The following is a 13,968-nucleotide window of genomic DNA, read 5'->3' on the forward strand; positions in this document are numbered from 1 at the left end:
AGGACTAAATATTAATCATTAAAAATTAATAACTAAATATAATGTATCCACTGAGAAGAAACCGCCGTTTGCGCGTAAACGATACGGTACGTAGTTTGGTAAAAGAAACGATTGTTACCCCCGATGATTTTCTTGTACCTCTCTTTGTAGTTGAAGGTACTGGCGTAAAAGAAGAAATAGCCTCTATGCCGGGTTATTACCGTTATAGCCTCGACCTATTAACAAAAGAAGTAAAAGAGCTTTGGAGCTTAGGACTCAAATCGGTATTACTGTTTGTGAAAGTGCCTGACGCTCTTAAAGACAACAAAGGCGTAGAAGCAGCCAACCCTAATGGCTTGATGCAACGCGCTATTAAAACTGTGAAAGAAGCAGTGCCCCAAATGCTCGTAATGACTGATGTAGCACTCGACCCTTATTCCATTTATGGTCACGATGGCATTGTGGAAAACGGACGCATTGTGAACGATGCTACTGTAAATGCTCTTTGTACAATGGCACTCTCACACGCTCAGGCAGGTGCTGATTTCATCGCGCCCAGCGATATGATGGACGGACGTATCCTCGCCTTGCGTGAAACCCTTGAAGACAATAGCTTTGAGCACGTAGGGATAATGGCTTATAGTGCCAAGTACGCCTCAGCTTTCTACGGACCTTTCCGCGATGCACTCGACAGTGCTCCCGTAGACCAACAGGATATCCCTAAGGATAAGAAAACTTACCAAATGGACTATCACAACCGCCTCGAAGCTTTACGCGAAACCCGTATGGATATAGAGGAAGGTGCTGATATTGTGATGGTAAAACCAGGGCTTTGCTATTTAGACATCGTTCGCGAGGTGAAGAATATGAGCGAAGTGCCCGTGGCTGTTTACCAAGTATCGGGTGAATACGCAATGCTGAAAGCTGCTGCTGCCAACGGTTGGCTCGATCACGATGCTGTAATGATGGAACAAATTGTGAGCATCAAGCGTGCTGGTGCCGACCTTATCGCTAGCTATTTTGCTAAGGAAGTCGTAAAACTTTTATAGGTAGGAATCTCTTGCGGGAGAGAAATTGAACAAATCACACCAAATCAAACAGGGAATCTATATCTTTGTTTAATTTCTATGGTTTTAGCCATATTTCTTTACAAAACAAGAATGCTTAATTAATTTTCATAGCGCAAGCTATATTTCTTTATACACTAATGAAAAAACACTTTTTATCATTCGCCACTATGGCACTTTTAACCGCTTGTGGTGGCGGAACGAACAACAATAACACCACCACCGATAGTACTACCCAAGAGGCAACAACTACTGTACCTGCCTCTTCAAACACTGCCTCAGAGCCCGATTTTCCTGATTGGCAAAACAACAAAGGGATAGGTCCCGTGAAGACCATCACCCCACCCTTAGCTGATACCCCCGATGCAGCAATGGTAGCCAAAGGAGAGGAGACTTTCAATACCTATTGCACCGTGTGCCACCGTCCTAAAAAGCGACTCACAGGACCTGCAATGATAGGTTTGCTCGACCGCCGTACGCCAGAGTGGGTGATGAATATGATTCTCAATCCCGATGTGATGGAGAAGCAAGACCCTATCGCCAAGAAGTTGATAGAAGAGTACAACACCTTAATGCTCAACCAGCGCTTGAACGAACAGCAAGCTCGTGAACTTTTGGAATATATCAGAACAATAAAATAAGAAATAATTGTTCATTATCTATTTTTTTGTATCTTTGCCGAGTGAATAACTTAAAATAAGAATCACTAATGAAGAAACTTGCACTCAGCTTAGCTATTATAACAAATGTTGCACTTATATAAAAGGCAGTTGGTAGCGACTGCCTTTTTCTATTATACCCTTATGGAGCCTATTTCTGTAATAATTATTCTTACTACACTCGTGCTTTCAGCCTTCTTTTCGGGGTTTGAAATCGCTTACGTGTCGTCTAACAAAGTACACGTAGAAATCCTTAAAAAGCAAGAAGGAGTGATTGCTAATGTGCTTACCAAACTCACCCGAAAGCCTTCTAAACTGCTGGCTACTATGCTTGTGGGCAATAACGTAGCCCTTGTAGTGTATGGGTTTGAAATGGGTAAGGTAATGACAGTTCTTCTGCCTCCTTTCTTCCAAAATGTGCTTTGGCATACCATTATCTCTACCCTCATAATTCTCATCACGGCAGAGTTTATGCCCAAAGTGTTCTTCCAGATTTATGCAAACCAACTCCTGAAAGTATTTGCTATTCCTGCGTACTTTTTCTATCTGCTGTTCTATCCGTTTTCCAGCTTTGTGATGTGGATATCCGATTTTGTCTTACGCGTATTCTTCAAAACGAAAGGCGATTATGTGCCTCTTTCGTTCTCTAAAGTAGAGCTGGTAGATTATATCTCCGAACAGATGGAAAACGCTCCTAAAAAAGAAGAGGTAGATAGTGAGGTGCAGATGTTCCAAAACGCCTTGGAGTTCTCGGGCGTAAAAGCACGTGAAATAATGATTCCGCGTACTGAAATAGTAGCCGTGGAGCTCAATGAATCTATTGAAAATCTTATTGCTACCTTTGTATCATCAGGGTTTTCCAAAATATTGATATACAACGAAAATATAGATGATATTTTGGGTTACGTGCACTCTTTCGATATGTTCAAGAAACCAAAAGCCATCAAGGAAGTGCTTATTCCTATTGTGAATATCCCTGAAACTATCCAGATAAACGAAGTACTAAACATTCTCACCCGCAAACGCAAGAGTATGGCAGTAGTGCTCGATGAGTATGGTGGTACTTCGGGCATTGTAACCTTAGAAGATATCGTAGAAGAACTCTTTGGCGAAATAGAAGACGAGCACGACAAAGATAAGTTTATAGAAGAACAAATATCCGATACTGAATACCTTTTTTCAGCGCGTTTGGAGGTCGAATACCTCAATGAAACTTATCATTTGGATATCCCAGAAAGCGAGGAATACGAAACACTTGGAGGTTTTATAGTGCTTCATAACGAAGGAATTCCTACTCAAGGCGAAGTGATAGAAATCCCTCCTTTTACCTTCACTATCGAAGCCTGCTCACAGACTAAAATAGAAACCGTAAGACTTACCGTGAATAACGAATAGCGAAAAGTGATTAATCCCCTTTAAAAATAATATATCAACTCCTGTTAAAGAAGAGAGGTACGGAGTCGCAAAAGGATTACTGCAATACCTTATTAACTATTAATCACTAATCATTAACTATTAAAAAAAGACCCTCCCTTTCGGAAGAGTCTTTTTTCACAATGCATATAAATACTACTACTAACTCCAAAATGAATACTTTTAAGTTGATAAAATTTTATGAACTTAAAAGTATTTGTTTTTTCTCATAAAATTTTGTCTTTAAATAGCCTAATAAATGACTTTGTAATTTAGTTTTTTCAGTCTTTGCTTTAATGATTCAATGTTTCTTATAGTAATTTTGATTAACAATGTTTATTTTAGCAATCTCTGTGTCTTCTCAAAATCTTGTTTCAATGAATAATTTTTATCTAACAATGTTTCTTATAGCAATTTTTCAGTAATTTTGTTTAATTCAGTTTTTTCAAGCAATTTTTAGTGTCATCATTTATTATGATTTAAATGCACTTGCAAGTTTTACTAACATCCCGTCTGTCAAACTTACACCATCTATATTGAAAATAGCGTGCCAAAAATGATAAAGTAGCCTTTTTTACACTTAAATAGCTTATTATCAATACCTAACACTATTTTAGATTCTTTACTTCAATATCCCTAAAATCTTCATTTTGTGTATACGCTACACGATTAACCTGTATAATATTCTCATTTTACACGGCTCATTTTCAGTTTTCTCTCGCACGAAAAAGAAGCAGTATCAAAATTCACACTAAACAAGATGATTGATATTATTCTATTTCTTCAGTTCTTAAAACCATCGTCTTATCTTCCTCTTAACTTTCCTTATTTGTCGATTTATTTCCCTCAAAAATCCATTTTATTCTTCATTTTTAGCTATTCATTATCAACCATTTATATACCCTTTCTATACCAATCGTCCAAGATTCGTATAAGCTTCCTATAAGCTCTCTATAAGCTAAGCATACCCATTTTACCTTTCATCTTTCACCTTTTACCTAACTCACCCCCTTCGAACTTCTTCGTTATCTTCCGGAAGTCCAAATCCATTTCTGATATCTCAAAGTTTTTCTGATATTTTCTAAGTCTCTTTGAGATTCCTCAAGTCTAAAATTTAAAAATCTTCTTGCTTTTCAGGAAAGAATCAGTATCTTTGTAAAAAAATAATAGAATTATGAGTATTGCAGTATTAACACAGAATCCAAATATCCAGTTTATAACCGATAGTAATGGAAGAACAGTATCAGCTATAGTTCCTATAAATGAATATAATACTATGTTGAAAATCATAAAACAATATGATTCCGATGATGAGTTTACAGAAGAAGAATTAAAAAGAATAGCCTTATCACATCAGCAAGCTAAAGAGGGAAAAATGGTAAAGAGTGAAGAAGTTTTTAAAATGCTAAGGGCTGAGTATGGAAATTAATTGGACTAATGAGGCTATTGAAAGCTTGATACACTTCGCTATTGGAGTAAACGAAATTGTAATAACGATTATTCCAATAAAATTATTGATGAGGTAGAAAAACTGAAGTTTTTCTAAAAGAAAATCCTATGTTACTTTCAAAATTTGTAGAAGAGGTTAAATTATATAAAATACTAATTATGAAAGGGAAGTTTGCTTTGTATTACGATTTTATAGAAGAAGAAAATCTAATTGTAATAAAATTTTTTAGAAGCACCAAGCAAAAACCTTTAGAGTAGTTTTTTAGTTACAAAATGAAAATGATTACGGCAGAATTTAGCTAATAACTACAATGTAAGTGCCCATTCGTTGGCTCACAGCATTGGGAATGCTGATGTAAAGAAGTTCTTTTAAAAATAGTAGATTAACAAAATAATTTTATGACCGAATCCTTACTTTTTACCTCTGAAGAAATAGAACTCAACCCTCGTGCATCTTGGGGAGAACTTTTGCAAATAACTTTTGTAAATAAGAAGCAATATTTTTCTATAAGTAGATTAGCTTATGAAGAAGAACTCTATTTTGAATACAATGAACAAACTCATTATATTTATGCCTTGTGCCAAGATGTAGTGTTTGAATTGAAAGCCAATGCCTTGCATATCCATATCACAAAGAAGCTAAAAGGTAATTGCCCTTTCAGTACTATTACAATACAATTACCTTCTTTTTCTGTTGATTTAGAAGAAGTGTTGCAAGAATTAAAAAAGAAAGTCCGATAAAAGAATTATCGGACTTCTTCATTAACCAACCAAAACTTTAAATTATGAAAACTATTATTTGAAGTTTACAATGAGCTACCACCCTCATTGCGACGCAAAGGTACGAATAAAACAGTACTTGTCAAGCGTATTTTTAAGTTTAACAAAAGTTTAATATAAAAGGGGCTTATGGAGCCCCTTTTTAGCGTAAATTTAATACTTGCGCACTTATTTTTTTAAGATTTTGTTTACCATTTTTATTTGGCATTACGTGCTTCAATCCACTTGCGGGCATTGATAAACGCCTCTAACCAAGGACTAACTGCTGTTTTTTCACTCGGATAGTACGCCCATTGCCAAGGAAAAACTGAACGCTCTATGTGAGGCATCGTTACCAAATGTCGCCCTGTTTTGTCGCATAACATAGCCGTGTTGTAATCAGAGCCATTAGGGTTGGCAGGGTACTCCTGATAAGCGTATTTACCTACGATATTATATTCGGTTTCTGCCAATGGCAAGTGGAATTTTCCTTCGCCGTGTGATATCCATACCCCTAAGGTACTGCCTGCAAGAGAGGAGAGCATCACCGAGTTGTTCTCTGGAATGCTTACCGATACAAAGCCACTTTCGTGCTTGCCACTATCGTTATGCCACATTTTACCGTGTTCTGCGTGCTCAGGGTTGATGACTTCTAACTCCATAAACAACTGACAGCCATTGCAGATACCTACTGAAAGGGTGTCGGGTCGGGCAAAGAAGTTGTCTAACGCTTTTTTAGCTTGCTCGTTGTAGAGCAAAGCACCTGCCCAACCTTTGGCACTACCTAAGACATCGGAATTAGAGAAACCACCTACAGCCCCTATAAATTGTACATCTTCTAAGGTTTCACGTCCGCTGATAAGGTCGGTGGTATGCACGTCTTTCACATCAAAGCCTGCTAAGTATAGGGCATTTGCCATTTCGCGCTCGGAATTGCTACCCTTTTCGCGTATCACTGCCGCTATAGGGCGTTTGCCTGCGGGGCGTGCGGGTTTTTCACCCGTGAAATGCGCTGGGAAAGTGTATTGTAGAGGCTGTTCAGAGTAGTTTTGATAACGCTCGGTCGCCTTGTCATTTTGCGTTTGTTGTTTATCTAACAGATAAGAAGTGAGGTACCACACATCGCGCAATTCGGGGATATTGAAATGGTATGATTTTCCGAAATGGTGAATAGTAAGTTCTTGTGAAATAGTTACTTCGCCTATATTAGCCCATTCTAAGAAGTTTTCTTCTAAAGTAGCTTCAACACTGCTATCGGCTTGAATTACTACCCCTGCATTTTCAGCAAAAAGGGTTTTGATAAGGTCTTCATCGGCTGAAAGTCCGCTCAAATCAATGGTAGCCCCTAAGTCGTTTTCTGCAAAGCACATCTCTAAGAGCGTTGTGATAAGTCCGCCGCTACCAATGTCGTGTCCTGCTTGTATTTTTCCTTCTTTTATCAGTGATTGTAATACGTTGAAAGCTATTTTAAAGCCTTCAGCATCTGTTACGGTAGGGGCTTTGTCGCCTATTTTGTTTAATACTTGGGCAAAAGCCGAACCTCCTAATTCAAAATGAGCGCTTGAGAAGTTGATATAATAAATGTTGCCTCCATTGCGTTTCAATACAGGTTCAACTACTTTTTGCACGTCAGTACAATGGGCAGCCGCCGAAATAATTACCGTACCAGGGGCAATCACATCACCTCCTTCGGGGTATTTTTGTTTCATTGATAGGGAATCTTTACCGGTAGGGATATTGATACCCAATTCAATTGCGAAATTAGAAGCGGCTTCTACAGCTTCGTACAAACGCGCGTCTTCTCCTTTATTGCGGCACGCCCACATCCAGTTGGCGGATAGCGATACACTTTGCAAGCCGTCTTTTAGTGGCGCCCAAACAATGTTAGTCAATGCTTCGGCAATGGCATTGCGACTGCCTGCGGTAGGACTGATGAGTGCTGTAAGAGGCGAATGACCTATGCTGGTAGCGATTCCTTCTTTGCCATTGTAGTCTAAAGCCATAACCCCAACGTTGTTCAAGGGAAGTTGTAGTGCGCCTACACATTGTTGTTTGGCGACTTTGCCCCCTACACAACGGTCTACCTTGTTAGTAAGCCAGTCTTTACAAGCCACACTTTCTAATTGGAGTACTTGTACCAAATAGTTCTGTAACTGACTTGCATAGTAGTGTAACTCTTCGTAGTTAGTAATTACTGTTTCATCGGTCATTACCGTTTTTGGCGAACTACCAAAGAGCGCGCTAAGGTCTAAATCCATTGGGTGGGTACCTTTTTTTGCAGAGGCAATGCTGAAATGCTTGTCGCTGGTAACCACACCCACTTCGTACATAGGCGCACGCTCGCGGTCGGCAATGGTTTTCAGTTTAGCAATAGCCTTTTCGGGCAATACCAATCCCATACGCTCTTGTGATTCGTTACCTATAATTTCCTTGTCCGATAGGGTAGGGTCGCCTACGGGCAGTTTGTCTAAGTCGATTTTACCACCGGTTTCTTCTATGAGTTCTGAAAGGCAGTTGAGGTGTCCGCCAGCCCCGTGGTCGTGTATAGAAACGATAGGATTCTCGTCCGATTCTACCATTGCGCGGATAGCATTGGCAGCGCGTTTTTGCATTTCGGGGTTAGAACGCTGTACTGCATTGAGCTCAATACCTGCGCCAAAAGCCCCCGTATTAGCCGATGATACTGCCGCACCTCCCATCCCGATGCGGTAGTTTTCACCGCCCAAGATAACTATTTTGTCGCCTTCCTTGGGGGTGTGCTTTATGGCTTGTGAAGCTTTGGCATACCCCACGCCTCCTGCTTGCATAATCACTTTGTCAAAGCCTAATTTGCGTCCGCCTTCTTCGTGTTCAAAGGTGAAGAGTGAGCCCGTAATGAGCGGTTGCCCAAACTTATTACCAAAATCGCTTGCCCCGTTAGAGGCTTTGATGAGGATATCCATTGGCGTTTGGTACAACCATTGGCGTTCTGCCATTCCTTTTTCCCAAGGGCGGTCTTCTTCTAAGCGAGGGTAAGCCGTCATATACACAGCCGTCCCTGCCAAAGGCAAAGAACCTTGTCCGCCAGCAAGACGGTCGCGTATTTCACCTCCCGAACCTGTAGCAGCCCCGTTGAAAGGCTCTACCGTAGTGGGGAAGTTGTGGGTTTCGGCTTTGAGTGAGAGCACTGCCTCAAAAGGTTTCACCTCGTAGAAATCAGGTTTATCGGCACTTTTGGGTGCGAATTGGTCGACGGTAGCCCCTTTGATGAAAGCTACATTGTCCTTATAAGCCGAAACAATGCTATTAGGGTGTTCTAGTGATGTCTTTTTAATGAGTTTGAAGAGGGTAGAAGGTTTTTCCTCACCGTCGATAACAAAAGTGCCGTTGAAGATTTTATGGCGGCAGTGTTCGGAGTTGATTTGCGAGAAGCCAAACACTTCCGAGTCGGTGAGTTTGCGCCCGAGTTGTTGAGAGAGATTTTGCAGATAGGCAACTTCTTCGGCGCTTAGCGCAAGTCCTTCTTGCTGGTTATATGCCTCGATATCATCGATTTCGAGTGTTGTTTGCGGTTGAATATCGATAGTAAAACTATCTTGGGTAAGATCGTTGTATCGCTCAAAGAGCATAGGGTCGAAAGGCGTATTGGGGTCGGTTACCTCGTGAAACTCCTCGATGCGGGTAATCCCGTGAATGTCCATATTTTGGGTAATTTCTACCGCATTGGTACTCCAAGGGGTAATCATCGCCGCACGGGGTCCGATGAAAGTACCGCTAAGGGTAGGGGAGGGGAGTTGCTGGGCATTGCCAAACAGCCATTTCAGTTTGTTGAGGTCGGTCTCAGTAAGGGTAGCTTCGGTCGCTACCACATAGATAGTGTTTTTGGGGTTTTTAAAGAAAAGAAGCATTATTATCCAATTAACGATTAGCAATTAACAATTAATAATTCAGTTATTGAGTAGTATTTTTCAAAAAGTTAGGTAGCATTAGTAAGAAAGGTATGCTGTTATTATAATTCAGTTTTTCGTAAAAGAACCCTAACAGAGCTATATTCTTGTAGTAAGTTTCACGCTGTTCCCAATAATTCATTTCAGAGGGTATAAACCAAGCATTTTTACCTATTTTTTCAGCTAAGAACCATTTTTCGAGCAAGCGCGCTGTACGCCCGTTACCATCGTCAAAAGGGTGTATCTTTACTAAAAATAAGTGCAATAATGAGGCATAGAAGAACGTTTCCTGTACAGATAATGTTCGTTTTATGAGCTCTTCTAAGAAATTACAAAAAGCGTCAAACTCACTTTTCACTTCTTCCTTAGCGCAGGCTTCATAGATAACGATTCCTTTTGCCACATCGCGTATAATCATATCCGAAGTACGCACTTTTCCTTGTGAACTGGCGGTTAGCAAATTCTTTGTAATAATTTTATGCGCTTTCAGTAAGTTAGCAACAGTAAGGGGGGAGTTCTGAGCAAAAGTGTAGGCAGCAAATACATCATTAGGTTTTTCAACTAAGTTTTTTTGATAAATTACTCCATTTAATTTATGTTTCAAATAGCTATCGATGTCTAATACTTCTCCTTCAATTTTCGAAGAAGCCATAGAAGAAACAGCCGTATAGAACTGAAAACTCTCCTTTGTAAGAGGTATTTCTTTTATTTTTGAGAGAGATAGAGGAATGTTTACCTCTATCTTTTTTTTGTAGAGCTCAAATAATTTATCTGTGATACTAATTGCTTCAGAGACTTTCATAGTTATTCATTCTTTCCCTTTATCCGCTACTTTATCATATAATAATAGAGGTTTCTTTTTCAGTGCTTTGCGTTGCGTTGGTGCTGTTGTTGCAAGCTACCATTACCATTGCTAAAAGAGCTACCATACCTAGTTTTTTCATAGGTATTTTTTCTAAGATGAAACTTGCGACAAAGATACGAAATAATTATGAATAATATATTAAAAACTTTCTAATTAAAAGAATAAATTATTTTTATAGCAAAAGTACTCATTATATACCTCTAAGAACCCAGATTTGTACCACTGTTCTTCATCTTTTGTTCGTTGTTTGTTCGTTGTTTGTTCGTCTTTTCTTCGTTCATTTTTTATCTGCCCGCGTGGCTCGCACCGTCTTTTATTCGTCTTAGCTCTGAATAACGTTTGATTATAAAGCTATTACAGCTAAGCTGTCTACTGCTTTCGCCATAGATTATTTCTATAATAGAACTTGCTCCAAAGGTATGAAACAAATTGTAATTAGCAACAAATAAAGCCTTCGTTTTTATTTATGACTCTGAAAATATTCATATACTTTCTTACCTCTAAAACCTGCTACTTGGGTAAGTTCCTCTAAAGTAGCTTCTCTTATGCGTTTTACTGATTTAAAATGTTGCAAGAGTGTTTCTTTAGTCTTTTCTCCTATGCCCTCTACTCCATCAAGCTCCGATACAATTGCCGATTTACTCCTCTTTTTCCGGTGGAAGGTAATCCCAAAACGGTGAGCTTCATCACGTAACTGCTGTATCACTCGCAAGGTTTCCGAACGCTTGTCTAAATACAATGGAATACTATCCTCAGGGAAATATATTTCTTCCAAACGCTTCGCAATACCTATAATAGCTATCTTTCCGCGCAGTTCTAATTGCTCCAAGGCTTTTAATGCCGAAGATAATTGTCCCTTCCCGCCGTCTATTACAATCAGTTGTGGCAGAGGTTGCTCCTCGTCCAACAATCTTCGATAACGTCTATACACGGCCTCTTCCATCGAGGCAAAATCGTTAGGGCCTTCTACTGTTTTCACGTTAAAATGACGATAGTCTTTCTTGCTGGGCTTTGCATTCTTAAATACTACACACGCCGATACGGGGTTCGTACCCTGAATATTCGAGTTGTCAAAGCACTCAATATGCACCGGTGGGACAGAGAGATGCAAGTCGCGTTGCATCTGGGTGAGAATACGGTTCGTATGGCGTTCGGGGTCTACTATTTTCTCCTGTTTGAATCTATCTTGACGGAAGTGTTTAGCATTGCGCATCGATAGGTCTAAGAGTTGTTTTTTCTCACCTGCCTTAGGAATGGTCGCTTGTAATCCTTCTGAAAGAGTAACCTCAAAAGGCACAATAATCTCTTTGGAATTAGAGAAGAAACGTTCACGAATATCAATAATAGCGTATTCCAAGAGCTCTCTATCGGTTTCTTCCAATTTCTTTTTAATCTCCAAAGTATGAGCTCTCACAATCGCTCCGTAGGCTACTTGTAGGAAATTTACATAACCGTACTCTTCGTCCGAAACGATAGAAAATACATCTACATTGCTAATTTTACTACTTACGATGGTCGATTTTGCCTGATAGTTCTCTAAACTCTGTATCTTTTGCTTGATGAGATGTGCTTCTTCAAACCGCATTTCCGAAGCCAGTGCCATCATCTCCTCCTTAAACTGATGTAACGCATCTTTGAAATTCCCTTTGAGGATTTCTACAATCTGCTGAATATTCTGGTTGTAATCTGCTTCGTTTTGGTATCCTTCACAAGGCCCTTTACAATTTTTCAGATGATATTCCAAGCACACTTTAAACTTGTGGTTAGCGATGTTTTGCGGAGATAAATCGTAATTACAATTGCGCAAAGCGAAGAGCTCTTTTATCAAATCTAAAAGTGTGTGTACGGTTTTCATACTGGTATAAGGGCCAAAGTACAGCGAACCGTCTTTTACTACTCTACGCGTAGAGAATACGCGTGGAAATCGTTCTTTCTTCACACATATCCAAGGATAGCTCTTGTCGTCTTTTAGGAGAATGTTATAGCGCGGTTGGTATTTCTTGATAAGGTTGTTTTCGAGTAGTAATGCATCACTCTCGGTAGCTACGACTATGTGTTCTATACGCACAATTTTCCTCACCAAAATACGTGTTTTGGCACTGTCGTGTTCCTTTTGGAAATAAGAAGAAACGCGCTTTTTCAAATTGACGGCTTTCCCTACATAAATAAGCGTGTCCGTAGCATCGTAAAACTGATAGACACCAGGATTATTAGGTAAGGTTTGCAATTGAATTTCGATAGAAGGAAACATAAACAATTAGTAATTAATAACTGACAATTAATAATTAAAAAGAGGTTGTCCTTACGGGCAACCTCTTTTTATGTGTAACAAAAGGGTTAGAGAAACAACTATTTTACTAAGTTGATTTCAACACGACGGTTGAGCTCTCTACCTTTCTTAGTTTTGTTAGAAGCGATTGGTTTATCAGGACCGAAACCTTTTGCAGTCAAACGACCTTCATCGATACCTTTTTCAATCAAATAAGCTTTAACAGAGTAAGCTCTATTCTCTGATAATTTTTGGTTCTTATCTCTCTTACCACTGATGTCAGTGTAACCCTCAATAGAGAATTTAGCGTTCTTGTATTGGTTCAATACGTCAACGATTTGGTTCAATACAGTTGCTGATTGAGGTCTGATAGTAGCTTTGTTTACATCAAACAAGATAGTGCGTGCAAAGTCGTTCAATTTCTTTTGAACTTCTTCAGTTACTTCAGGACAACCGTTGTTTGAAGCAGGACCAGGTACGTCTACGCATTCGTCATCTTTATCAAGAACACCGTCACCATCAGTATCAGGCCAAGGACAACCGTTGTTTTCTTTAGGACCAGCTACGTCTTTACATTGGTCTACGTTATCTGGCACACCATCACCATCAGTATCAGGGCATCCGTTAAATTCAGCTGGACCAGCTTCATCAGGACAAGCATCATCTTTATCAGCGATACCATCATTGTCTCTGTCTGGGCAACCTTTTAATTCTGGTTTACCAGCTTCATCAGGACAAGCGTCGTCTTTATCAGCTACACCGTCATTATCGCGGTCTGGGCAACCTTTCAATTCTGGTTTACCTGGTTCATCAGGGCAAAGGTCATCTTTGTCAGCTACACCATCTTTATCGCGGTCTTTTTTACCAAATTTAATGGTAATACCGGCAGCGTGTTGGAAGTAATCCTCTTGTGAATCAGATTTGAAAGTAGGGTGGTAAGCTGTCTGCAAGTTAATACCGATGTTTTCGGTAAACCAAAAGTTTACACCACCACCACCTAAGGCGCGGAATTTACCTTCGTTGTCAATAGCGGCATAACCACCACCTACTTGTAAGAATGGGTCAAACCATTTTACTTTCTCTTTGTTCCAAAGAGATTTAAAGTGGTATTGCAACGCTAAGTCTGCAGACCAGAAAGAAAAATCTACTTTGTTATCAAGATCTTTGTCATAACCGAATCCTTTTTCGATTTTGTTTAAAGAACCTGATAATTCAGCAGAAAAACCAGCTCCGATATATCTACCTACTGAAAGACGAGAAACTGCTGGAAGGATATTGATATCGCTTGGCCCTCCCCAGTCTTTCATTAAGTCCCCGAATGCATCAGGGGTACGAATATCAACGGAGTTCACTCCAAATCCTATTTGCCAAGGACTGTCTTCATCTTGTGCTTGAACTGCCACTGAAAAAGCAGCAGCCAAAGCAAATAAAGTTACTTTGATTTTCTTCATACTTAAAAAATGAATTTTGATTACTATTTTAATTTTGGTGCAAATATAAGTATTATTTTAATACAAAATCATTTTAGAGATATTTTTTTATTAATTTTAACATTTCTTATTCTTTTTAATCTCTCCAAAAT

Annotated in this window: 9 protein-coding genes; 5 read left to right on the forward strand and 4 right to left on the reverse strand. The window is 39.4% G+C overall.

Annotated features, from left to right (window positions below; translation table 11 throughout):
• The first annotated feature begins 41 nt into the window (after positions 1-41).
• From hemB to COCH_RS06430, 5 genes are all read left to right on the forward strand, one after another.
• Positions 42-1,028: a porphobilinogen synthase gene (hemB, locus tag COCH_RS06405; RefSeq protein ID WP_015782427.1), complete on the forward strand. Its 987-nt coding sequence runs from the start codon at positions 42-44 to the stop codon at positions 1,026-1,028.
• Positions 1,029-1,186: 158 nt separating this feature from the next.
• Positions 1,187-1,687: a c-type cytochrome gene (locus COCH_RS06410; protein ID WP_015782428.1), complete on the forward strand. Its 501-nt coding sequence runs from the start codon at positions 1,187-1,189 to the stop codon at positions 1,685-1,687.
• Between the two features lie 162 nt (positions 1,688-1,849).
• Complete coding sequence (locus tag COCH_RS06415; protein WP_041546941.1) at positions 1,850-3,100, forward strand: hemolysin family protein; 1,251 nt, start codon at positions 1,850-1,852, stop codon at positions 3,098-3,100.
• A 1,192-nt stretch (positions 3,101-4,292) separates the two neighbouring features.
• Positions 4,293-4,547, forward strand: coding sequence for a hypothetical protein (locus COCH_RS06420; RefSeq protein WP_015782430.1), 255 nt, complete (start codon positions 4,293-4,295; stop codon positions 4,545-4,547).
• Between the two features lie 419 nt (positions 4,548-4,966).
• Positions 4,967-5,308: a hypothetical protein gene (locus tag COCH_RS06430; RefSeq protein WP_015782433.1), complete on the forward strand. Its 342-nt coding sequence runs from the start codon at positions 4,967-4,969 to the stop codon at positions 5,306-5,308.
• A gap of 236 nt (positions 5,309-5,544) precedes the next feature.
• Here the strand turns inward: COCH_RS06430 and purL are convergent, their stop codons facing one another.
• The 4 genes from purL to COCH_RS06450 form a co-directional block, all read right to left on the reverse strand.
• Positions 5,545-9,213, reverse strand: coding sequence for a phosphoribosylformylglycinamidine synthase (gene purL, locus COCH_RS06435; RefSeq protein ID WP_015782434.1), 3,669 nt, complete (start codon positions 9,211-9,213; stop codon positions 5,545-5,547).
• A gap of 43 nt (positions 9,214-9,256) precedes the next feature.
• A complete protein-coding gene (locus COCH_RS06440; RefSeq protein WP_015782435.1) occupies positions 9,257-10,054 on the reverse strand; it encodes a Fic family protein in 798 nt (265 codons plus the stop codon).
• 523 nt (positions 10,055-10,577) lie between these two features.
• A complete protein-coding gene (gene uvrC / locus COCH_RS06445; RefSeq protein WP_015782437.1) occupies positions 10,578-12,368 on the reverse strand; it encodes an excinuclease ABC subunit UvrC in 1,791 nt (596 codons plus the stop codon).
• A gap of 98 nt (positions 12,369-12,466) precedes the next feature.
• The gene (locus COCH_RS06450; protein ID WP_015782438.1) at positions 12,467-13,837 is read right to left on the reverse strand and encodes an OmpA family protein; all 1,371 of its coding nucleotides are present in this window, start codon (positions 13,835-13,837) and stop codon (positions 12,467-12,469) included.
• Positions 13,838-13,968: the final 131 nt, after the last annotated feature.

This window comes from Capnocytophaga ochracea DSM 7271 (assembly GCF_000023285.1).
Taxonomy (GTDB): Bacteria; Bacteroidota; Bacteroidia; order Flavobacteriales; family Flavobacteriaceae; genus Capnocytophaga; species Capnocytophaga ochracea.

Bases quoted from the DNA above. Each gene is read 5' to 3' on its own strand.
- hemB (WP_015782427.1), top strand. From the start codon at position 42: ATGTATCCACTGAGAAGAAACCGCCGTTTGCGCGTAAACGATACGGTA.
- COCH_RS06410 (WP_015782428.1), top strand. From the start codon at position 1,187: ATGAAAAAACACTTTTTATCATTCGCCACTATGGCACTTTTAACCGCT.
- COCH_RS06415 (WP_041546941.1), top strand. From the start codon at position 1,850: ATGGAGCCTATTTCTGTAATAATTATTCTTACTACACTCGTGCTTTCA.
- COCH_RS06420 (WP_015782430.1), top strand. From the start codon at position 4,293: ATGAGTATTGCAGTATTAACACAGAATCCAAATATCCAGTTTATAACC.
- COCH_RS06430 (WP_015782433.1), top strand. From the start codon at position 4,967: ATGACCGAATCCTTACTTTTTACCTCTGAAGAAATAGAACTCAACCCT.
- purL (WP_015782434.1), bottom strand. From the start codon at position 9,213: ATGCTTCTTTTCTTTAAAAACCCCAAAAACACTATCTATGTGGTAGCG.
- COCH_RS06440 (WP_015782435.1), bottom strand. From the start codon at position 10,054: ATGAAAGTCTCTGAAGCAATTAGTATCACAGATAAATTATTTGAGCTC.
- uvrC (WP_015782437.1), bottom strand. From the start codon at position 12,368: ATGTTTCCTTCTATCGAAATTCAATTGCAAACCTTACCTAATAATCCT.
- COCH_RS06450 (WP_015782438.1), bottom strand. From the start codon at position 13,837: ATGAAGAAAATCAAAGTAACTTTATTTGCTTTGGCTGCTGCTTTTTCA.